Origin of the sequence: Bacillus luti (assembly GCF_001884105.1) — a bacterium.
In the GTDB taxonomy this organism is placed as follows: domain Bacteria; phylum Bacillota; class Bacilli; order Bacillales; family Bacillaceae_G; genus Bacillus_A; species Bacillus_A luti.
The window spans coordinates 12,234-34,503 of the sequence record NZ_MACI01000063.1; the positions used below are offsets into that span (position 1 = coordinate 12,234).

General features: G+C 34.8%; 22 protein-coding genes and 3 pseudogenes. 5 read left to right on the forward strand and 20 right to left on the reverse strand.

Annotated elements, in window-relative coordinates; all coding sequences use genetic code 11:
- Positions 1 to 513: 513 nt before the first annotated feature.
- Positions 514 to 858, forward strand: coding sequence for a winged helix-turn-helix transcriptional regulator (locus BAQ48_RS14795; RefSeq protein ID WP_071711655.1), 345 nt, complete (start codon positions 514 to 516; stop codon positions 856 to 858).
- 70 nt (positions 859 to 928) lie between these two features.
- Here the strand turns inward: BAQ48_RS14795 and BAQ48_RS14800 are convergent, their stop codons facing one another.
- The 4 genes from BAQ48_RS14800 to BAQ48_RS14815 form a co-directional block, all read right to left on the reverse strand.
- The gene (locus tag BAQ48_RS14800; RefSeq protein WP_071711656.1) at positions 929 to 1,666 is read right to left on the reverse strand and encodes a GntR family transcriptional regulator; all 738 of its coding nucleotides are present in this window, start codon (positions 1,664 to 1,666) and stop codon (positions 929 to 931) included.
- A gap of 32 nt (positions 1,667 to 1,698) precedes the next feature.
- Entirely contained in the window at positions 1,699 to 2,760 is a 1,062-nt protein-coding gene (locus tag BAQ48_RS14805) for an oxidoreductase (protein ID WP_071711657.1), read from the reverse strand.
- A gap of 174 nt (positions 2,761 to 2,934) precedes the next feature.
- Positions 2,935 to 3,261, reverse strand: coding sequence for a winged helix-turn-helix transcriptional regulator (locus BAQ48_RS14810; RefSeq protein WP_000816333.1), 327 nt, complete (start codon positions 3,259 to 3,261; stop codon positions 2,935 to 2,937).
- Between the two features lie 191 nt (positions 3,262 to 3,452).
- Positions 3,453 to 3,797 carry a winged helix-turn-helix transcriptional regulator gene (locus BAQ48_RS14815; RefSeq protein WP_071711658.1) on the reverse strand — a complete coding sequence of 115 codons (345 nt, stop codon included), beginning with the start codon at positions 3,795 to 3,797 and terminating at the stop codon, positions 3,453 to 3,455.
- 383 nt (positions 3,798 to 4,180) lie between these two features.
- On the opposite strand from BAQ48_RS14815, the gene BAQ48_RS14820 reads away from it, so the two are divergent.
- Both BAQ48_RS14820 and BAQ48_RS14825 read left to right on the forward strand, forming a co-directional pair.
- Positions 4,181 to 5,191: an aldo/keto reductase gene (locus BAQ48_RS14820; protein ID WP_071711659.1), complete on the forward strand. Its 1,011-nt coding sequence runs from the start codon at positions 4,181 to 4,183 to the stop codon at positions 5,189 to 5,191.
- A gap of 79 nt (positions 5,192 to 5,270) precedes the next feature.
- Positions 5,271 to 5,687, forward strand: coding sequence for an SRPBCC family protein (locus BAQ48_RS14825; protein ID WP_071711660.1), 417 nt, complete (start codon positions 5,271 to 5,273; stop codon positions 5,685 to 5,687).
- 151 nt (positions 5,688 to 5,838) lie between these two features.
- Here the strand turns inward: BAQ48_RS14825 and BAQ48_RS14830 are convergent, their stop codons facing one another.
- The 4 genes and pseudogenes from BAQ48_RS14830 to BAQ48_RS14845 all read right to left on the reverse strand — a co-directional run bounded on the left by BAQ48_RS14830 (position 5,839) and on the right by BAQ48_RS14845 (position 8,388).
- Entirely contained in the window at positions 5,839 to 6,663 is an 825-nt protein-coding gene (locus BAQ48_RS14830; RefSeq protein WP_071711661.1) for an MBL fold metallo-hydrolase, read from the reverse strand.
- A gap of 28 nt (positions 6,664 to 6,691) precedes the next feature.
- Entirely contained in the window at positions 6,692 to 7,249 is a 558-nt protein-coding gene (locus BAQ48_RS14835; RefSeq protein ID WP_071711662.1) for a DUF7010 family protein, read from the reverse strand.
- Positions 7,246 to 7,446 (reverse strand): annotated as a pseudogene (locus tag BAQ48_RS14840) (aminoglycoside phosphotransferase family protein); the annotation flags it as partial. The pseudogene BAQ48_RS14840 and the gene BAQ48_RS14835, both read right to left, overlap by 4 nt.
- A 192-nt stretch (positions 7,447 to 7,638) precedes the next feature.
- Entirely contained in the window at positions 7,639 to 8,388 is a 750-nt protein-coding gene (locus BAQ48_RS14845) for a Nif3-like dinuclear metal center hexameric protein (RefSeq protein ID WP_071711663.1), read from the reverse strand.
- A gap of 83 nt (positions 8,389 to 8,471) precedes the next feature.
- On the opposite strand from BAQ48_RS14845, the gene BAQ48_RS14850 reads away from it, so the two are divergent.
- Entirely contained in the window at positions 8,472 to 8,681 is a 210-nt protein-coding gene (locus BAQ48_RS14850) for a hypothetical protein (protein ID WP_000801653.1), read from the forward strand.
- Between the two features lie 31 nt (positions 8,682 to 8,712).
- On the opposite strand, the gene BAQ48_RS14855 is transcribed toward BAQ48_RS14850, so the two are convergent.
- The 6 genes and pseudogenes from BAQ48_RS14855 to BAQ48_RS14880 form a co-directional block, all read right to left on the reverse strand.
- A complete protein-coding gene (locus tag BAQ48_RS14855; RefSeq protein WP_071711664.1) occupies positions 8,713 to 9,489 on the reverse strand; it encodes a GNAT family N-acetyltransferase in 777 nt (258 codons plus the stop codon).
- Positions 9,486 to 10,190, reverse strand: a complete 705-nt coding sequence (locus BAQ48_RS14860; RefSeq protein WP_071711665.1) for an SDR family NAD(P)-dependent oxidoreductase — start codon at positions 10,188 to 10,190, stop codon at positions 9,486 to 9,488. The genes BAQ48_RS14855 and BAQ48_RS14860 overlap by 4 nt, the downstream gene beginning before the upstream one ends.
- Positions 10,187 to 10,667, reverse strand: a pseudogene (locus tag BAQ48_RS14865) (GNAT family N-acetyltransferase). Before BAQ48_RS14865 ends, BAQ48_RS14860 begins: the two are co-directional and overlap by 4 nt.
- A 334-nt stretch (positions 10,668 to 11,001) precedes the next feature.
- Positions 11,002 to 11,550, reverse strand: a complete 549-nt coding sequence (locus tag BAQ48_RS14870) for a GNAT family N-acetyltransferase (protein ID WP_071711666.1) — start codon at positions 11,548 to 11,550, stop codon at positions 11,002 to 11,004.
- 167 nt (positions 11,551 to 11,717) lie between these two features.
- Complete coding sequence (locus BAQ48_RS14875; RefSeq protein ID WP_071711667.1) at positions 11,718 to 13,220, reverse strand: class I adenylate-forming enzyme family protein; 1,503 nt, start codon at positions 13,218 to 13,220, stop codon at positions 11,718 to 11,720.
- Positions 13,221 to 13,353: 133 nt separating this feature from the next.
- Positions 13,354 to 13,887 carry an NAD(P)H-dependent oxidoreductase gene (locus BAQ48_RS14880; RefSeq protein ID WP_071711676.1) on the reverse strand — a complete coding sequence of 178 codons (534 nt, stop codon included), beginning with the start codon at positions 13,885 to 13,887 and terminating at the stop codon, positions 13,354 to 13,356.
- A 124-nt stretch (positions 13,888 to 14,011) separates the two neighbouring features.
- On the opposite strand from BAQ48_RS14880, the gene BAQ48_RS14885 reads away from it, so the two are divergent.
- Positions 14,012 to 14,335, forward strand: a complete 324-nt coding sequence (locus BAQ48_RS14885) for a winged helix-turn-helix transcriptional regulator (RefSeq protein WP_071711668.1) — start codon at positions 14,012 to 14,014, stop codon at positions 14,333 to 14,335.
- Between the two features lie 254 nt (positions 14,336 to 14,589).
- Here the strand turns inward: BAQ48_RS14885 and BAQ48_RS14890 are convergent, their stop codons facing one another.
- From BAQ48_RS14890 to BAQ48_RS28490, 6 genes and pseudogenes are all read right to left on the reverse strand, one after another.
- Positions 14,590 to 14,865: an ArsR/SmtB family transcription factor gene (locus BAQ48_RS14890; RefSeq protein ID WP_071711669.1), complete on the reverse strand. Its 276-nt coding sequence runs from the start codon at positions 14,863 to 14,865 to the stop codon at positions 14,590 to 14,592.
- A 228-nt stretch (positions 14,866 to 15,093) separates the two neighbouring features.
- Positions 15,094 to 18,441, reverse strand: coding sequence for a trifunctional glycoside hydrolase family 18/polysaccharide deacetylase/glycosyltransferase family 2 protein (locus tag BAQ48_RS14895; RefSeq protein ID WP_071711670.1), 3,348 nt, complete (start codon positions 18,439 to 18,441; stop codon positions 15,094 to 15,096).
- Between the two features lie 204 nt (positions 18,442 to 18,645).
- Entirely contained in the window at positions 18,646 to 19,935 is a 1,290-nt protein-coding gene (locus BAQ48_RS14900; RefSeq protein ID WP_071711671.1) for an anti-sigma factor domain-containing protein, read from the reverse strand.
- Positions 19,925 to 20,647: an RNA polymerase sigma factor SigI gene (gene sigI, locus BAQ48_RS14905; protein ID WP_071711672.1), complete on the reverse strand. Its 723-nt coding sequence runs from the start codon at positions 20,645 to 20,647 to the stop codon at positions 19,925 to 19,927. Before sigI ends, BAQ48_RS14900 begins: the two co-directional genes overlap by 11 nt.
- Before the next feature lie 560 nt (positions 20,648 to 21,207).
- Positions 21,208 to 21,840, reverse strand: coding sequence for a LysE family translocator (locus tag BAQ48_RS14910; protein WP_071711673.1), 633 nt, complete (start codon positions 21,838 to 21,840; stop codon positions 21,208 to 21,210).
- Between the two features lie 152 nt (positions 21,841 to 21,992).
- Positions 21,993 to 22,215 (reverse strand): annotated as a pseudogene (locus BAQ48_RS28490) (DUF3963 domain-containing protein).
- Positions 22,216 to 22,270 lie beyond the last annotated feature (55 nt).

A 22,270-nucleotide genomic window follows, 5' to 3' on the forward strand; every position in this document is an offset into this window, starting at 1 on the left:
AATACACGTAATATTATTTATTCAGCAATGTTTCGTTTATTTCTACTATTCGTTTCATGCTTCTTCTATAAATTGATTGAAACTACATTTTACAGACGATAACAACTCACTTCTAAAAATCTTACTGTAATTCTAAACTTTACAGTTCAATTAATCAACTGTTAAGTCTTGGAATAATTAATCATTTTTTTGTTTGAATTTCCCCATAGTGTTATAGCGAACCAATTTCCAATGCACTTCAAAATACATTTTATTCATTTCTTACTTACATGTGCTATTATGAAATATATTTAGCATAATAAAAAGTACGCACTTTAAAGTGTTATAGGTACTAAAAAGTAACGTATGTATTTTCTAGTACAGTTCTGCTTATTTCTCTCTTACATCGGTTATTATGAACAATATTTAGCACAATAAATAGTACGCACTTTAAGGTATTATAGGCACTAAAAAGAAATAATTTTAGTATGTACACCCAAAACTGTAATCTAAATTTATCAAAGGAGTTTTTTTATGAAGACATATAATATTCCTGTCGAAGCAACTTTAGAAGTTATTGGTGGAAAGTGGAAAGTCGTTATCCTTTGCCATTTAAAGAAAGGAACAAAAAGAACGAGCGAATTAAAGCGTTTAATGCCTGGTATTACTCAAAAAATGTTAACACAACAATTACGTGAATTAGAAGAAGATGATGTAATTCAAAGAAAAGTATATGACCAAGTACCACCGAAAGTAGAGTATTCTTTAACTAATTACGGTTCGTCTTTAGGAGCCATACTCGATTCCCTCTGCACTTGGGGCGAAGTTCATCTTGAAAAAAACGGGAACACATCCATGCTTATTACAGCCGATGAATAATAACTGTTTCTATTATAACTATATTGAAGACAAAAAATAGGTCGAGGCAATACGTGCCCCAACCTATTTTTTATACCTCTTTATAACTTTTTGCAGTAATAACTGTTTCAAATTCAAAGGTTTCTGGCAGATGATCAGCATAAGAGTATTCAAAAGTTCGTCCATCAGTCAAGTAGGCTACTTGTTCGACTCGCATTAAAAAGTCATGATTTGTTAAGCTCATAAACTGCTTTTCCCTATCATCTGGACGAACCCCTTTGACCCTAACAACGGATGTTCCTACTTCAAGACCTAGTTTATTTTGAATGTGTGAATATATCGACTCCTCTAAAACAGAAACCTCAACACCCGGTATGACCGAAATAGGCATCCATGTATGCTCCATAATCGTTGGGATACTGTGAATGATGCGGAGGCGGATGATTTTATATACAAAATCCCCGACTGAAATGCCCAATTTTTCAGCAATTATTTCATCGGCACCGACAATCGTAAATTCGATAATTTCACTTTCTACCTCACTGCCGTAAACAGCTTTCGTACCTGTTAAAGTTTGAATCATTCGTGCCTTTTCCTGCTGCCGCCAATCTTGAACGACTGTTCCACTTCCGCGCCGGCGGATGATGTAGCCGTCTCTAACTAACAGATCCAGCGCTTTTTTTATGGTAAGGACTGAAACGCCAAATTCTTCAGCAAGGATGGGACTGCTTGGAATTTTTTCGTTAATTTTATATTCACCGTCTAAAATCTGCTGTTTAATTTTTTGGTAAATGCCGAGGTATTTTACTTGTGTTGATCCACTTGCCATTTCCATACCTCCTTTATGCTGTATTCCCTCTTCTATTCATTCAAGTTTAAAGCCTCAAGTTTATAAACTGAAGGTGATGGAGCAGCAAATCCGTTTTCTAAGATTTCAATATTCGTTACCGCTTCTTCATCTTTCACAAGTTTAGGTGCACCATTTACGATTGTTTCATACGCTGCATCATAGAAACGACCGTAATCACCAAGCGGCGTTTTAATTTGTTTTTCAATCCAATCACCGTTTGCATTTTGATATTTAGCAATTCCATAATACATCGGCGAATCTTCACCAAATCCTGCACTCTCAGGCATAATCCCCGCTTTCAAATCATTTTCCTGCTGATCTTCACCATACTTAATAAACGATCCATTTGTTCCATGAACGATAAAGCGCGGATAATCTTTCGCTACAACATGGTTCGTTTTCAGTTTAATTTTCAGCTGATTTCCGTAATGTAGACCCACATCGAAATAGTTATCAACCGCATCTTCCACTTCATTATTACGAATATCGTATGTCACCGTATCAGGACGACCAAATAGTGAAATCATACGGTCCATCGTATGAATACCTAAGCTATAAAATGAACCTTCTTCTTTTGGCCCTTCGTGAGTGATTGAACCAGGACGGAAATAATCAATATGCGATTCAACCTCAACGATATCACCAAGGAATCCTTGTTCTACAACTTGCTTCACCGCTAAAAAATCACCATCAAAACGGCGATTTTGATAAGGCATAACTACTACACCTTTCTCTCGTCCTAAAGCTAATAATTCTTTCGCATGTTCTACTGTATCGCAAAATGGTTTTTCAACGATAACTGATTTTCCAGCAAGTATAACTTTTTTCGCTAATTCGTAATGCGTATGTGCTGGCGTACAGACCGTCACCACTTGAATTTCTTGATCATTCAACAATTCATCCAAATCAGTAGTGAAACTAACACCTTTCTCCTCATATGGAGCCGCTAATTCTTCATTAATTTGACGTACAAAAATCGTTTTTACTTTTATATTTTCACGTGTATTTACATACGGTAAGTGATAGCGGTTAGCTGATTTTCCAAATCCAATAAAGCCCATTGTTAGTGTCATATGTTTCAACTTCCTTGCTCATATATTTTCGATTCTATACTTATTATATATTTTTATTACCGAAAGTATATAGTTTTAGTTTTGAAATTATATATAAAAAAATCCGAGATAGAAATCATTTTCTGATTCCCACCTCGGCTTTAGGTGATGTTTTCAATATTACATATATAGATGTCACTTAACTTTACTATTTTTTCTATCTATGCACCGTTCTCCCCAAACGGTCAATTGATTTAATACATTTTGCAAAGACCACCCATAATCAGTTAAGGAGTATTCTACTCGGGGTGGAATTTCTTTATAGATTTCACGTGTAATCACACCATCATCTTCCAGCTCACGTAGTTGTTGCGTCAACATTCTAACAGAAATTTCAGGAATTAGACGCTGCAACTCGCTCGTTCGCTTCGTTCCTTTCGTTAAGTGGCATAAAATGACAACCTTCCACTTTCCCCCGATAATTTCTAAAGTTGCTTCTATCGGTATATTATATTGTTTCACGCGATTTCCCCTCCTTTTTTCTAAATTTCTTCTCTATTGTTGCGTAAAAACAGATAATTTTCTATACGGAACATTTTAGTTCCTACAGCACAAAAAAGTACCTATATTACAAAAAAGTAATTATGCCGTTTAAAAATCTCCCTCTATACAAAAAGAAAAAACGAGCGTATTTTCGCTCGTTTTTTCTTTCTTTATTCAGCTGCTGTTATAAGCATAGACGTATTACCATTCTTTTCAAGATAATTTTCTCCCCAGTTACAAAGAGAATCAAGTATAGAATCTAATGAATGACCGTAATCCGTTAAAGAATACTCTACTTTTGGCGGCACTTGATTATACACTTTTCTCTCGATTACACCATCTTCTTCTAATTCACGTAATTGCTGTGTTAACATCTTTTGTGTAATACCAGACATTAATTGTTTTAATTCGCACGTTCTCTTTTTGTCTTTCTTTAAATGACAAAGGATAACGACTTTCCACTTTCCACCGATAACCTCTAAAGTCGCCTCTACAGGAATATTGTATGTTTTCATATAAAAATCTCCTTTAATAATTTTATAAGACAAATAAGCTAAAACATTTAAATGTTACTTTTAAGTATCTATAGCACCTTAAAGTACGTACTTTTTATCCCTTTAAACATGTTTCATAATAGCATACGTAAACAGCAATTGAGTAGTACGGTACTAAAAAGTACCTATAGCACTTTAAAGTACGTACTTTTTATTATGTAAAATACAATTCATAATAGCGTGTGTAAGAGTTGAGTGAGTCATGCAGTGTTAGAAATTACCCATGTTATCTTTCAGTGCTAACGTACTTTTTTAACTGTTTATATACTTTTATCATGCCTTTTGTCAGACGATGAAATGATATATATATTGATTTTCAAATACATTTTAGGAGGATATCTATAATGAGTAAATTACTAAAAGAAAAAATCGGTTTTGGTACAGCACCACTAGGAAATATGTACCGTAATATCCCAGAAGAAGAGGCAATCGCTACAGTGGATGCTGCTTGGGAGAATGGCGTTCGTTACTTTGATACAGCTCCACTTTATGGATCTGGCTTAGCGGAGATTCGTCTTGGTGAAGCACTATCAAAAAGAAATCGTGATGATTACTTTTTAAGCACAAAAGTCGGTCGAACTATTTCCGATGAACTAGAAGATCCATCTGCACGTGATTTAGGTGAAAAGGGCGGACTTTTCGAATTTGGTCGTAAAAATAAAATGATCAATGACTATAGCGCAGATGCAACACTTCGTTCTATCGAGCAAAGTTTGAAACGTTTAAAAACAGATCGTCTAGACTTTGTTTTCATTCATGATTTAGCACAAGACTTTTATGGTGATGAGTGGATTTCACAATTTGAAACAGCGCGAACAGGAGCATTCCGTGCATTAACACGTTTACGTGAGGAAGGCGTCATTAAAGGCTGGGGACTTGGAGTAAACAAAGTAGAATCAATTGAACTTATGCTTGATTTAGAAGAAGCGCAGCCAAATATATCCTTACTAGCTGGTCGTTATTCATTACTAGACCACGAGCGTGCCTTACAACGAGTAATGCCTGCAGCTGTAAAGCATAATATGGATATTGTTGTTGGTGGCCCATATAGCTCAGGTATTCTTGCTGGAGGTGCTCACTTCGAATATCAAAAAGCATCACCAGAAATTATTGCAAAAGTTGAGAAAATCAAAGCTCTTGCAGATCGTCACGAAATTAGCATCAAAGCTGCAGCATTACAATTTTCACTAGCGAATCCAGCGGTTGCTGCTGTTGTTCCTGGTGCAAGTAAACCGGAACGAATTGTAGAAGATCAAAACGCCTTAAACACAATAATTCCAGCAGCATTCTGGGAAGAAATGCGCGAACAAAAACTAGTAGCACCTAATGCACCACTACCAATCAACGTAAAATAATTTGAAACCTTAATAAGTGGGGTCATCCCCCACTTATTATTTGCTCGCAAATATCGATATAAAAAGGAGCGTAATGAACATGGCACATACTACTACATCTATGGAAATTTTCGGTTCACCTGAACAAGTATGGCAATTAATCGGAGGTTTCAACTCCCTTCCAGACTGGTTACCTTATATACCTAGCAGTAAATTAACTGAAGGCGGTCGTGTACGTCACCTAGCTAATCCAGATGGTGATACGATTATAGAACGCTTAGAAGTATTCAATGAAAAAGAACGCTACTACACGTATTCAATCATGAACGCACCATTCCCAGTCACTAATTATCTATCTACAATCCAGGTGAGAGAAAGTACTGAAAGTAACACATCGTTAGTAGAGTGGTCTGGTACGTTCACTCCTGTTGAGGTTAGTGATGAAGAGGCAATAAATCTGTTTCATGGTATTTACAGTAATGGACTGAAAGCATTGCAACAAGCATTTCTAGACTGACTACTAAAAACAATAAAAAGCAAAGCGCTATCGCTTTGCTTTTCGTTGTTTTTAGTATATGAAATTATATCGACGTACCAACAAATAACGACATTTCAGCACTATAAAAACAGCAAAGCATCCCGTGCTTTGCTGCTTATCAAATTACTTTTTACGTATGAAATAACTTTCCTTCTACCGCCTTAATATATCTTTCAGCAGAACGTTCCACTGCCTCATTTGCATTCTCTTTTACTACCCGATGAAAAGCGTTGTATAAACGATTAAACTGTAACGGCTTCACTCGATTCACCATTTCTTCCACTTTTCTCGCTGGTAATGGAATTAAGTTCGGATAGCTGTACATAAAGCTTACCCAGCGCTCATCCGCTACAACTTGAATAATATCACCTGTTAACAAAATTCCTTTTCCATTATTACCTTCTTCCCAGTGTAAGACAGATCCCCCTTTAAAATGCCCTCCTAAACGATGAATAACTAAGCCATCAGCTAATTGTAAAGTCTCTCCAGACCAATAAATTATGCGACTACTCGGGCGCATCACCCACTCTTTATCATCTTCGTGTATATAAATTGGTACATCAAATGTCTCTGCCCATTCTACTTGCGTTGAATAATAATGAGGATGAGACAATGCAATTGCATCTAATCCGCCAAGCTCTTTTATTTTCGCAATTGTCATTTCATCTAAATAAGTAATGCAGTCCCATAGTAAACGATATGATTCTGTTTTCACTACAAATGCCGTTTGACCAATCGCAAACCCTGGTTTTGTCGTAATACTATAAAGCCCATTTTCCTCTTCAATTATTTCATTTTTATATGTATCACCTGTTTGTAAGCTTTCTAGCGTCGTCCAAGACTGCCCTTTCGGATTCACATATTGTCTCTCTTCATCACAAATATGACAACTCACAGGTTCTTCTACACCCGCTGCATACTGCACGCCACACGTTGTACAAACATAATTTTTCATAATCATTTCCCCTATCCCTATATTTTTATTAAGCTGATTTTTGTTGATAATGATCTGCTTTTTTATTTTCAATCAATAAACTTATAAAAGTAAGTAAATAGACAGCTGTAACCGATAATGGAATTACAATAAATCCTTTTTCTGCAAAAAGAATCCCGCAAACTGACGTTACGAATACAGTTCCTACTGACAATAAACCGTAACTTTTACTTTCATAAATCCATACGTACGGTACAAAATGGACACCTATTAACATCGCTACTACAAAAGGTAACCACTCTGGAAATTGAAAATAGGCAAGTAATACAAGCGGAATATTCAATACATTTATCCCACCAATTAATCCTGCCAAAATCCCTAACGGATTTCCTTTCGCAAACATATCAATTTTCAATATAGCAGCTATCATTAAGCCGAAAGGAAACACACATCCCATACCGATTAAATATACCCACACTACTTGTTTTTCCGAAAGGACAAAGCCCGTTATACTCATAACTATCCAAAATAAAACACCAGCTAATATAATTGGTAATCCTCTCTTCGTTTTGATTGCTAAATCCTTTTTCGCTTCTGCAATGTTCATTTCACTATCTCCCCCAAAGTCGGCTCAATTTCAGTCACCCAATAACGCCAAGCTACTAAATACTCTTCTAAATCTTTCGGCTGGTGTCTTACACATGTATCTATACGCAAATATAATCCTATGACTATTTCTTCATATAAATCTCGTTCTTTTTTATGAAATACACATTGTTTCATCGCATAATTAATCGTTTCTTTTAATGTCCATTTCTCCACTTTCAATTCCGAATATTCCTTCATTTTTAAAGACAACTTTACTTTTTGATAAAATAAGGAACACCCTCCCAAACATCTTAATATAACAAAAAACAATATTATTTTATTGCAACGGCTTCCTTCAATATTTCATCATAGAATTTATTCCATTTATGATGATACGACGCAATTTCTTCACTCCAAATGTTCTTCATATAATCTAGTAATTTCTATTGCACAATCTCTTTCTTTTAACTTCCGAGCCAAACTTTCCACACCAAACACCTCTGTAAACGTATGACTGCCTACAATTAAATTAATGCCTTTAAATTTCGCATGTTGCACCGTATATAATGTTTTTTCTCCTGTTATGTACGTGTCACACCCCTTTTCTAATGCACGCTCAATCAAATTTGTATTGTTTCCTGCACCAGTTAAAATTGCAATCCGTTTTACTGGTTTATCATGATTCCTCCAGCTCTTCACTTTCTCTTCCATTCTCTCTTCCAATTTTTCAACTAGGTTTGAAAAGGGAATCGCTTCTTCAAACTCTCCTATGCCAGGTAATTCCTCTTCTTCATACGTAGAGTATTCTAGAATTGTATCTATCCCAATTTCGTTAAATAACGATGTACACGTCCCAAACTTTACAAAATCCAACGGTAAATGAATCCAAAAATGATTCATTTCATATTGTTTTAATTTCTCAATACAAGCCTCTTCCATACCAAATAAAAAACTCCAAGGTGCATGATGCGTAACGATCATATCGACTCCATTTCGATACGCCTCTTCAATCGTTTCTAACGTTAAATTTGTTGTGTAACCTATTTTGTGAAATTCCTCTTTACTAATGTGAGTGAAACCATATTCATCATCGCCATATTTATGAAGATGCTCTTCAAAAAGTGATGTAATATGTTCTTTAAACTGCGTTATATTCATTTTTATTTCTCCCTTCATTCACTTTTATATTTCAAAAATAAGGAAATACTAATAACAACGTTACATACATATAGGAGGACAATATGAAACCTGAATTTTTAAAAGCTGTACATGATGCAATTGGAAATGTCGAACACATTCATATAGAAGAAAGCGGTGCTGACAGCTTACTTATCCATCATGATGATGCACAGCAATTACAACAAGTTGCTAAAACGCTAGAAAATAACAATTTTCGCTCTGCTTTAAGAACAACTGGAGATGCTTCTTATATTGAAGTGTTGAATAGATAAGAAGAAGTCTTGGCAAAATGCCAGGCTTTTTCTAACTTTTTTTAAAGATTTTACAATAAAGCTCTATCTCCGTTTTCAACAAACAATTATTTCTCCAAAATATCCTCTGCATCTTTTCATTTGAGGTATGTGTACTTCCGATATAATAAGTAGCCCTCATTTCCTTTAACATATGTAAGGATTGAAGATGCAGCTGGGAGGCAATTCCTTTCCCGCGATAATAAGGCATTACCCCAAAATAAAATAATCGTCCTTCACTTTCTGTTCCAGATTCTATATGCGGTATGGACATACCAATTGGCTCAGTTTTATCATAGAAAACAATACACGACCTTTCCCAGCCCTTACCTAACTCTGTTTGCACGGAATAAAAATGCTCATCGATAGTTAAAATTGAAGTTTGATTCCCTGAACCCGACATACATTGTTCCCAAATATATTTAAATTCTTTTTCCGATAACGTTCCTTCTGCTATTGATCGATATGTATATTGTCTTTCAAGCCCCTCTATATTGTTCAATTCTCTACATACTTCTATCTTTGCGGCATACAAAGAAAAACCTGCATGAAGTAACACTCTCACACTTGAGTTATAACTACTAAACCTTTTGTTTAATACAATACTCGCTCTTTTTAACTTCCAGTTAAAACAAACTTCTTCCAATCTACTTATCTTTTCTTTATACGCTTGTACGTTATACAAAACATCTTCTTCTATTTCTTCAATTGTTACTGCATTTGGTAAGCCATTTAATACTTTGTTGGAAGGACCGAATAAATTCTGAATGATTGCAAGATCGTATATCACCACTGTAATTCACCTACACCCGGCTCAATAAACTTTCCTGAAGCTCCCTCATTTGACCCTATTACCCACTCATATATATTTTGAGCACCTTCAGCCGGAGTCAAATCAGCATCAAAAGCACCAATTTCAGTCTTTAATTTCCCAGGGTGAATGGCAGTTACACTAATTCCTTTATCCTCAAACTCTTGTTGTAAGCAGAGTGTTAACATATTTTGTGCAGCTTTAGCAATTCTATATGAATATGAAAACTGACCTTGCGGAAACTCTTTGTTCGCCATCTTATGCAATGAACCTAATCGAGAGGACACATTTATTATTCTCGGATGATCCGATTTAGCTAAAGCTACATATGTACCTTTTACAGCTCGAATTACACCTAAGCAATGAATATTAAATAAGTCCGTTAACTCCTCTGAATTCGTATGTAAAACCTCCGTTTCCTTTCCGGGTATCCCAGCATTATTTATAACTAAATCAATATACTCTGTCTGTTCCGCAAGTTGATTCTTAATTTGCGCGGTACTCTCATCAGCCGATAAATCTGCTAATATAGGAAAACATCTACAACTAAACATTTGCTGTAATTGCGTTACCGCAACCTCAGTTCTAACTAACGGATAAATGATATGCCCATTTTCATGAAATATTTTTACTAACTGTAACCCTAATCCGCGATTTCCACCTGTAATAAACACTCTCATATATCCATCTCCTTATTTTTATAATAAATAAGAAAATCCATCCACTTACCATTCTCTAATGAAAACGCCTCTCTCTTGCATTCAAAAGAAAAACCTGCTCTTTCCGCAAGACGAACAGATGGCTCATTATCGACACGTATATGTAATTCGATTCTATGAAAATCAAGGTTATTAAAAAATAATGGTAACGCAGCTTTTACACCTTCAATACCATATCCATTTTTCCAGTATTGATTATGTATTGAATACCCCATCATCACCCATTGGTAGTCCATACGTAAAATTTTTATAACCTCTAGCTTTCCAATATTAGCCCCGTCTTCTTTACGGAAAATACCTAATACATACATCTCATCTCGATGTGCCGCTTCATCAAAGCCTCTTATTAAATCCATCTAACCAACTTTCATAATCATCATTTTGGAACGGACGGATCATAAGTCTCTCTGTCTCTACCTGTAATAGCGGCAGCTTCATTTACATCTCTTCCCTTAATTAATATTTGAATATTCTTTATTATCTTACACAAAATACAAAATCTAGTAAATTATTATGTTTTTGATAAAGTGAAACTTTAATCAGTGGGGGTTTTCTTCATCCCCCACTGATTATTAGTTGAACCAATCGGACTTTTATGGGCAGTTGATCCCCCACCTAACTTCTTTGCTTTCGCTGAATTTTGAGGTGGGGGTCTTACTGCCCATTAAAGTGGGATAAACAAGGGCCTGTTAAACTACAATATTGATTTTTGAGAAATACAAAAAGGAAACCCTGTTCTGAAGGGTTTCCTTTTGTCATCATACTACCAATCTTATTTGTAATTTAAAACCTTGTATTCTGTCTTTAATATTCCATAAACATCAACATCTTCATATGTATTTAATAAAAGCCTATTCTGTCTTAATGTGCCTTCTTTACGTAAGCCCGACTTCTCTAAAACCTTAATCGATGATCGATTTCTAGAAATGGCAGATGCCCAAATTTTATTTAAGCCTAATTCGATAAAGCCAAAATGAATCATCCTGTTTACAGCCTCAGTTGCAAAACCCTTTCCCCAATAATTCTTACCAATCCAATAACCAAGTTCACCTCTATTGTTACCCTTGTCAATTCTTAGTGTAATTGTACCTACAATTTCTCTTGATTCTTTAGAGACAATTCCTAAAGGATATTCGATTCCTTTCCTTATAAGTTCTGGTTGCATATCAACCCAATCTTGCGCGAACTCCAATTTATATGGATGCGGAAGCCCAAGAATATTAGCTAATCCCTTGTCATTAGCCAATTCTCTAATTCTACATACATCATCATTGGTAAAAGGTTCTATACATAAATGCTCAGTTTCTAATTTTATAGCCATCTTATCTCCCCCTTGTACTGAAATTAGTTAGCTCCCTTTATTTTCAATATTACACTAAAAAAAACACAAAAAGTTTTAAATTTTTACAATATCCACCAACAGAATCATAAACAAAAAATCCAGTTATGCTTTATACATAACTGGATTCATCATCACCTAATCGATTTTTATTTTACAAGTACATCTTCTCTTAATTCCCTCTTCAACACTTTCCCTAAAGCATTTTTCGGTAATTTTTCCATAAATACAACTTCTGGTATTTTATAACTTGCTAGTTTTTCTTTACAGTGCTGTATAATTTCTTCTTTCGCTAAAGACGTTTGCGTGTCTTTTACAATGTACGCTGTCGGAATCTCTCCCCAAAATTCATCTGGAACTCCAACTACTGCAACTTCTAAAACACCATGTATTTCATGAATAACATCTTCTACTTGATCTGGATATACATTGTCACCACCGCGTATGATAACGTCTTTATATCTTCCCATAATATGCAGAAATCCGTCGTCATCTATCATGCCAGCATCGCCCATGTTAAACCAATTATCTTTTACTACCTTCTTTGTCGCCTTTTCATTATTCCAATACCCTTTAAACATGTATGGACTTCTTACATGAATCTCTCCAACTTCATTTGTTGTTAGTTCATCGCCTGTTTCTGGATGAACAATTTTCAAATCTACATGTTTAAGTGCTTTCCCTACAGAAGACATCTTTTCTTTTCCCATCATTGGATGCCATGATGTTACAACCCAACCTTCTGTACTACCATAGCCTTGCACCATATAGATTCCTTTTTCCATATATTTTTGAATAAGTGTTTCTGGCACTTTTGTTCCACCGCTTTGTGCTACTTTAAAAGTAGAAATGTTACGTTCTTTTTTATTTAATTCATCAAGCATATAGCTATAAACAGCTGGGAATGCAAGCATTGTAGTAATTTTCTCTTCTTCAATCTTATCCCAAATAAGAGTAGGTTTCGAATCAGCTAAGAAAATCATCGAAACGCCATGATAAATACAATTTAAAACAGAAAGCACGCCACTCATATGAAATAATGGATGCACGGATAAAAAGCGTTCACCCGCTGGAATTTCTCTTTGTCCTGCAATTTCATTAAAATAATGATGTAAGTTTTTATGCCCCATTACACATGCTTTTGCCTGTCCAGTCGTTCCCGAAGTAAATAAGTAAATCGCATCATCATCTTCATGAACTTCTACATTCGGCTCTATACTTGGCTGTTCTTGTAATTTAAGTTCAAATAAATCAAAACCTTCTTCTGTCGTTTTAATTACATAAGGAATTTCTTTAACAGCATCAATCTTTAATAAAACTTCACTAAATTCTTCATCAATAACTAACACTTTTAATTTTGCTTCTTTAATTATCGTTTCTAATTCATAAGTAGTAAGCTGATGGTTTAGCGGAATAAATACAGCCCCGATTTTTAAACTTGCCATCATAACGCTTGGAAACGGATGATTATTTTTGCATAGTATTCCTATACGATCTCCTCTTTGTACACCGTTATGTAACAAATAGTGTGCAAGCTGGTTTACTCGTTCATTATACTGTTGAAACGAATACCTTTTCCCTCCGCCTACAAGCGCTTCCAAATTTGGTGATTGCATTGCTCTTTTTTGTAATAATTTTTGCATCGTTCTCAAGTAAAACTCCCCTTTATATATGTTAGGTTTTTTATTTTATCAGATTAAATATTAATTTACTAAAGATTACACTTAGTGAATATAAAACGAATAAAAAAAGCCATTTACTTCACAAGTAAATGGCTTTTTCTCCTTATATATTAGAATATTTCTTGTTCATTACATATTGCACATACTCAGGTGCACTTTTATCAATCTCTTCATCACTTAATTTATATTCGGCACCGTATAAATAAAATGAAGGTATAAATTTCATATCTGTATATAAGCACGTAGCTTGAAATGGTTTCGTTAATTCATCCATTGTGATTCCGCTATTTTCATAGTCTTTTTCTAGTCCACCTATCGAAATAGCTACACCAAATTCTTTCCCCTTCACTTTATCCCCTTTTGATCCATACGCAAATCCATACGTTAATACATCGTCAAACCATTTTTTTAATAATGGTGGTGAGCTATACCAGTAAAGTGGAAATTGAAATATATATCTGTCATGTTCTACTAACAGCTTTTGCTCTTCTTCAATATTAAATTCCCAATTTGGTGCCGCTTTATATAATTCATGCACCGTAATTTCATCCGAATATTTCTCAAGTTCTTCTATCCATCTTTTATTAATTTTTGATTTTTCAATTTCAGGGTGTGCTACAATTACAAGTGTTCTCATCATTTTCCATCCCCTTTGTAAATTATTCAATCCTTTACGTATTAGTATGAATGCGTTACATATAATTGAAAAGTACGTACTTTCAAGTGCTTTAGGAACCTTGAAGTACCTTTGGAGGTGTTATATGAATCAAAATGATAACTGCCCAATTGCAACGACACTCGAAGTGATCGGTGGAAAATGGAAAGTTCATATTTTATGTGTTTTGATGGATGGAAAAATGCGCACAAATGAAATCCGACGGGAAATCCCAAACATTACACAAAAAGTTCTTACACAACAACTTAGACAACTTGAGGCTGATGGGATTATCCATCGTACTGTATATCAAGAAGTACCACCAAAGGTTGAGTACACAATAAGCGAATACGGGAAATCTTTAATGCAAATTATGAATGAACTATTTGAGTGGGGAAAAGATCATCAAATAAAAAGATTACATGACTAAAACAACACGATAAACTTTGTTAAATCTTTTATGTCAAAAATCCTCCTAAAACTTTATAATAGAGTACCGTCACATGTCATTGACCTAAGATTGTAAAGTCCCCCAAATGGAATTGGGGGAAGTTAATCAACATGAGGCGTACCAACGATCGATCAAGATATAAAAAAGATACTCCTTAAAAATAAAAAACGCTATTCTCTCTGTAAAAACATAGAAAAGAATAGCGTTTTTTATTTTGAAATAGAAGTCTGTATTTAAACTAAACATGCTAATATTGATTTTGTGCGATTGTCAGTTACCTCATAATAAATTTCTAATCCTTTCCGAGTACCTGTAACCATTCTAGCAGCTTTTAGTTTAGATAAATGTTGACTAATTGTACTTTGAGGCATTTGTAAATCCCCATACATTGTTGTTACATTAGTAGGACCTTTTGCAAGCATTATTTTTACTAAGGATAAACGAACAGGATGCGCCAATACCTTTAGTACTTCAGAGATTTCTTCAAACATTTCTTTTTGTTCTTTCATCTTATTTTTCCCCTTTTATATACATATTTATGTTATCCATATATATAATTCGAAGGTATATACGATTTTATGTCCGTCATTTTTAAAAAATATGAAAAAACTTTTTTCCGAAACTAAAGGAGTATCTTAACATAATGCCTTACTTTCAGTACCCTTATAGATACAGACGTATCTACTCTACACTCAGCTAACTACAATCAATAAAAAGAGAGCAGATAACCTGCTCTCTTAAGATGCCTCCTTATGCTCCGTGGAATGTTTAACACTTCCCATTCTCTTTAGCTTATTCCAGCCTACCGCTACTCCTCGGATCGATGAGAATATAGATTTAATGACAACATAAGTCATAAATTGGCGATAAATAAAGCGTTGTAAAATTAACCATGCTAATGGTTTCGGATTCTCATTTTCTAATTTAAATGCAAACAGAGAAGCGAGAAGATCCATTAAAAAGAATACAAAATAAAATCCTAAAACTTTTAGCGGATCACTACTAAATAGCCCCATAATCATTAATATATCTGCAAAAGGAGCAATGAATTGGAGAACATATTGGAATAACCACATATTTGGCAATGCGATAAATCCTAATGTTTTATGCTTTGAATTACATAATGCTTTTCGATGTTTCCAAAGACATTGAAGTGTACCATATGACCAACGATATCGCTGTTTAATGAGACTTTTCACATCTTCAGGTGACTCCGTAAAAGCATAAGCCTTTTCTTCATATACAATTCTATGTCCTTGACGTAAAAATGTAATAGTAAGATCCGTATCTTCTGCTAATGTATCTTCGCTTAAATATCCAGATTCAATTACATTCTTTTTACGCCATGCCCCAATAGCTCCTGGAACGACCGTAATACAATTTAACTCATCAAAAGCTCTACGTTCTAAATTAAATCCTGTAATATATTCAACATGTTGCCAAGTAGTTAACAAGTTTCGTCTATTCCCAACTTTGACATTACCTGAAACTGCTGCTACATTCTGATCTTCAAAGTGTCTAACCATTAGAGAAATAGCGTCTTGCGCAATGATAGTATCCGCATCTAAAGTGACAATGACCTCTCCGCGCGATTGTTGAAATCCTAGGTTCATCGCCGATGATTTCCCTCCATTTTCTTTCTGAATGAAACGAACTTTAGGGTGCTTATAAAATGTTTCTTGCATTACTTGTGACGTACCATCTGTCGATCCGTCATCCACAACAATAACTTCAAATTCTCTATAATTACTATCCAAAATTGAGTGAATCGTCTTAGCTATCACCTTTTCTTCATTATATGCTGCTATGACAACACTAACAAAAGGTTGATAGGACGAATTAATATATCGAGATAACGTTTTTCTTTTCTGCTTCCATGCAAAATAAATTAAGAATAAGAATCGAAAAATCCCTAATCCAATAGCAATATAAAAAATAGTTGTTAATATATGCTTAAAGTATCCCGCTCCTGAAAAGACAGCTTTATTGTAAAGTAAATATTGCTCCCCCTCAGAAGAAACAGGGGGCATAATTTCATCCCGTTCTTTATTCATTAAATCTGAAATTGTTACAAAACTATATCCATTCTTTATTAGGTCTTTAATAATGATTGGCAGTGCCTCTACTGTATGGGTACGATTCCCTCCCGCATCATGGAGAAGAATAATATTTCCCTCTCCCTTATAAACGGGATTAAGAGCACGCTTTACTAATTCATTTGTTGATGGTGTTGCCCAGTCCTCAGGATCAACTTTTTCTGCTACCATTGTATAGTTCATATTTTGCGCCCGTAAAATAGGCAATATTTCATTTGATGAATCAGGGTTAGCATCTGCTTCATATGGCGGTCTAAATAAAACTGTAGAATGTCCAGTTATTTCTTGAATTAAACGTTGCGTCGTATTAAGTTCTACTTTTGTTCGTAGTAAAGACGTATCCGCGACGTTAGGGTGCTTGAAAGTATGGTTGCCAATTTCATGCCCTTCATCGTATATTCTTTTTACAATACTAGTATTTAGTTGCGCGTTTTCACCAAGTACAAAAAAAGCAGCTTTTATTTTATTCTCTTTTAATATATCTAAAATTTCTGGCGTATATTTCGGGTCTGGTCCATCATCAAATGTTAATACTACTTGTTTCCCATTTGGTTTTCCATATCGTTGCACTTCATATGCAGATGGTAAGGATTGATATACTTCATCTGTAATATAACCCTCTTTACCTACTTTAAAATCTCTCAATCCATTTTTTCTTTCATTCTCAATCTGTAAAATTTCACCTTGTCCAGAATAATTTACTTCATCTAAACTATTGATTTTATGTAATACATTAGGATTTTTTTGTACCTCAATAGGATTTTTTAAAACTTTCCATATTGTAGGATCTTCTGCTCCTAATCTCCATAGTGCAAATCCCTTTGCATTGTTGTCCATTGCGATTTTCACTTGATTATAAAGAGTAACACCGTCTAAGAACCAAGCAGTATGTTCTTTCTCTCCTGTTTTATATCTAAAATAAGGATTTCCACTCATCTTATCCCATTGAATTTTTATATTTGAATCATGAGCCATTGCCATAACTTCTGAGAAAGTTAAAGACTTCGCTGGTTCCTCACTACCCAATTGCCAATCATATCCATAGTTACCAAAAGCAACTATAAGTTTATTAGACGGAATATTCAGTTCTTTCAATGTATGTTGGAACCATTTATTTGAAGCAATTGGTCCTGGTTCCCCGGCTCCATAGTGCTCATCGTACATCATTACAATCATTCGATCTATTATTTTTGCTAACGCACTATAATCAAAAGCCTTATCATTAGCTGGAACATCTTGTGTAACGAGTAAATCATGTTCATGAAATTCCGTAGTAAGTTCTTTCATAAAATTTGTTAAGTTTTCTCTATCACTTTCAGGTACGGCCTCAAAGTCAATATTAATACCTGAAAACTGATTCTTTTTAACTTGGCTTACTAAATCATTAATAAACTTTGTCTTTACATCGTTTGAAGAATTCAGTAACTTATGAATTAGCCCACTATCAGGACCAGAAGCTTCCTCAGTATAGTTAGTAAGCAAAGGCATAATCTTCACTTGTTTTTTTTCTGCCAACTTTACTATCTCAGGTTTTATCTCACTTCTAATCGTTAAATCTGCTTTTAAATGATACCACTCTGGTACTAATGTAGTTAATGAATCGATATTTTCTTTTAAAGAAGCGGTACTATTTTCATCCCAGTTTACATAAAAACCATACACTTCTTTAGGTTGTTTACTATCCTTCGGCGACTTCACCAAATTTTTATTATCCTTCGTTTCGGTATTTGGTTTAAATTCTTCCTTCTTTAACTGCTGATCACTAAGTTTTTGATTAATTGGTACAAGTTTATTATCTTGTTTTACAGCGGTATTCATATTTGGAATTTCTGGTGTTGAAAAAATACTTTGAAAGAAAAAATAAAATACAAAACTTACACTAACTATTGAGATACATAGAAACCAAATAAAGGCTATGTTTCTCCTTCCTTTCGGATCATAAAAAACAGGTTTTTCTTTATCTTTCTCTTGTTGAATGTTTTTCTCCATTATATTTTTCACATACTCCTTCTTAATAGAACTATAGAATAATAAAGTGCAACTTTAATCAGCCCTCACCAATTGGGCATTTACAAGCAGCCCAACTCCCACCTAACTTCTTTGCCCCAGCCAAATTTTGAGATGGGAGTTTTACTGCCCACAATAGCGAGATAAATCCTTTTAGCTTTGAAATGAATCTCTCACTTCCAGATTCTATTGATTCTTCTTTTCATTCCCTTGCTGGTGGCCCCTATTCTCTTGTTGAGACCCCCTACCATTGTTTCCTTGCTCGTTTCCATCATTTTCTTTCTGGGATCCTCTTCCATTGTTCCCTTGCTCATTTCCATTATTTCCTTGTTGAGGATCTCTTCCATTGTTCCCTTGCTCATTTCCATTATTCCCTTGTTGAGATCCTCTTCCATTGTTCCCTTGCTCATTTCCGTTATTCCCTTGTTGGGATCCTCTTCCATTGTTCCCTTGCTCATTTCCATTATTTCCTTGTTGAGATCCTCTACCGTTGTTCCCTTGCTCATTTCCATTATTTCCTTGTTGAGATCCTCTTCCATTGTTCCCTTGCTCATTTCCATTATTTCCTTGTTGAGATTCTCTACTGTTATTCTCCTGCTGATTCCCTCTATTTTCTTGCTGAGATCCTCTTCCATTGTTTTCTTTTATTTGCTTCGATGGCTGTTCCTCTGTTTTCTTTTGTTCTTCATGCTCTGGATCCTCATATTTTTTTTCTTTTACAGGAGACAAATCTGATGATGCACCAGAAGATGGCTCCGGCTGCGATTGCACCTCTTCTTCCTTTTTCACCGGATTAGACGGCGTGGCAGATGGAGTAAGGGATTTGTTCTTCTCATTCTCTTGCTTTATATAGACACCTGTGCCAATTCCAGCTTTTCTAGCATTCTCTCGTACTTGCATCGTACTGCTTTGATATTCGAATGTAATATGTTTAAGCTCATATTCTTTCTTTAATTCCTGCATAGCCTTTTCCAACTGTGGTTCTAACGACTTGTCCTTTGCAACAGCTGTTAGCATAACTTGCTTATCATTCGTTAAATACTTATCCTCTTGACTTTGCTTTATAATAGTGCGGATCACATCTTGCAGATGCTTATTTTCCCACCGTTTCATTTCTTTTAAAATACGCCTTCCGTCATCATTACAAGCCCGCAAATCTATAACACGAAGATCCTTCGTTACACTCGCCTCTAAACTTGGATTTATATCAACTGAAACGTAAGCGAACACCTTTTCTTCTGGTTGATTATAGAAAAATAACAGCGCACATAGAAAACAAGCAACAAGTAATGATGCCGGCTTTAAAAAATAAGGGATTGAAAAACGCGATTCTCTTTGTTCTTGTTCTTCAAACGAGATCTCCTCTCCAATCATGCAAGAATCCCCTTTTCTTTTACACGTAATAAACTCTCCACTTGGTGTTAAAACAACTACGCTATGCTTTTTTATATCCATCACAATTCCTTTATTCATCATGCTTTTCCCCTCTTATGTAATCCAGAATATATGTATAGTTGTTTGCAAAAATAATACACATTGCAATAATGTATTTTCTATGTCGTTCCAACGTTTTACGACTTACCCTAACACGCGGTTCAATATGTTTAAGCGGTAACTTTTTCTTTCGGAACAGCTCTTCCATCATTTCCTCTTCTTTTATAATCATTTTTACAATTTCTATTAAGTGCTCACGGGTGTCACGATGCTTAGGAGATTCTTTAGCAAGCTCTGAAAATGTGATTTTAAATTCAGCTAACACACTTTGAAAATGAAGAATTTCCTCCTTACGGTTACTATTGTCCATCTCTTTCATATACTCCGTAAATGATACTTGCATTTCTAACATTTCCTCTTGCTCATCTTCTTTTAAAAAGACACGGTTATGCTTAGACTCCTTGCGTATATAGTCAATTACATCTCTTTTTATAAGAAGATCAGCAAACGCTAGAAAAGATTTTCCCTTTTTATATGAATACTGTTCAATTGCTTCGTTAAACGCAAACAATCCAATACTATATTCATCATCCTGTTCTGTAATATATCGGCGGCAAACAGACGAGATTGATTTTCTAATAAACGGCTGATACTGTACGATAAATGCTTCTTTATCTTCTTCGTTATTTTGTATGTTACATACGATATCTTCTATTTTCGGTTTTCTTAAGATCTTCATTACTAAACTCAACACTGGTAATCTCTCAGCCTCCTTCTGCTTTAAATAGAAAAATGGTCACTAAACAAGTGACCATTTAACCACATTTTGTTAGTACTTTTCTTTGAGCTTATCTTTTTGCTGTTGCTCATATTTTTCGAGAATGACTTTTTCCACCGTTTTCTTAATGATTATTCTGTTTTATTTATACAAAAGCTAAATCTGCATTTTCATTTCTTATATTGTTTTGCTTGTTCTTTTTCTATTTTATCTGCAATCTTTAAATAACTCTTCTCTATATTGTTGGTAATTTCAGCCTTTTCTTTCGGCTTCCTCACTTAATCTAGCAATTTTATAAATACTTCAATGCTGTACCCGATATGTAATTTTTCTTTCATTTGCTTTCTGCACTATACATATTCGAAGGAACAACAAAATTTATGGGGGTCTAAAAAGATTTTTTATAAAATAAATATTTGTTTCAAAAATAAAAACCATCCATTTGAAAAAACTAATCAAATGGATGGTTTTCTTTTACTTTTTTTATAACTAACTTGAATCAGTTCAATAAGATCGTCAAAATGTTTAAGATAATCCTACTGTCGACGTTCAAAAGCAAGACGTACAGCAAGACCCGTTAATACACTTGCCATAAGCCAACGTTGTACTCGCAGCCACGTTGGGCGTGTGCCAAACCATGTAGCAATTTTGCTTGCTGTAAACACAATTAGAAGGTTGACTATAAAACTAACAGTGATTTGCGTAAGACCCAAAACTGCACCTTGTAGAAGCAACGATCCCTTCTCAGGATCTTCAAATTGAGGTAAAAGTGACACATACAAAATAGCAATCTTTGGATTTAGGAGATTAGTCATAAGTCCCATCAGAAATAATTTCCGTGGTGGCTCATTAGAAATCGTACGAGGTTCCATAATTGAAGTAGCACCTGGTTTTATCGAATTCCAGGCAAGCCACAGTAAGTAAGCGGCACCTGCCCACTTGACTGCTTCATAGACAGCAGGTACTGCAAGAAATAAAACTGTCAGTCCGAACATTGTTGCGATTATATAAATTACAAATCCGAGCATAATGCCCAAAAGAGAAATAAATCCTGCCATACGCCCTTGCGTAATAGAACGAGAAATGAGATAAATCATATTAGGCCCAGGTGAACAAACCATGCTAAGTGAAACAATTGCAAAGGCTAACAAAGTACTAAAGCTGACCATAATCCTTCCCCCTTTTTGTTACATAAAATTTCCTATTGTACATTTTATCATGATTAAGAAGAGAAAAGATTAATATAAGCCGATACAGCTAAGTAATATGATCGGATCGAATGTATGGTAATGACATACTTCTCCTTCTCTTAAAGAGAGATTTAAAAATAACCTATCCATAGAGCTACTAAAACTACTACTAACAAAGCAAAACAAAATGTGATATTTCGAATCCACTTTTGTATATCATCAAAATACTTTTCTATAAATGCAGTGTAAATAGAAAAGTATAAGAAGTAGCACAATGAAAGTAAAGGATCCCAATTTATCGTTAAATTTTTCATTAGTAAATGTGCTTACATGAAGGAATGAACACTCCCCCACTTAGCAAAGCTTGAAGTGGGGGTTTCTAACGTTTCGACCTAACGGACGATTAACG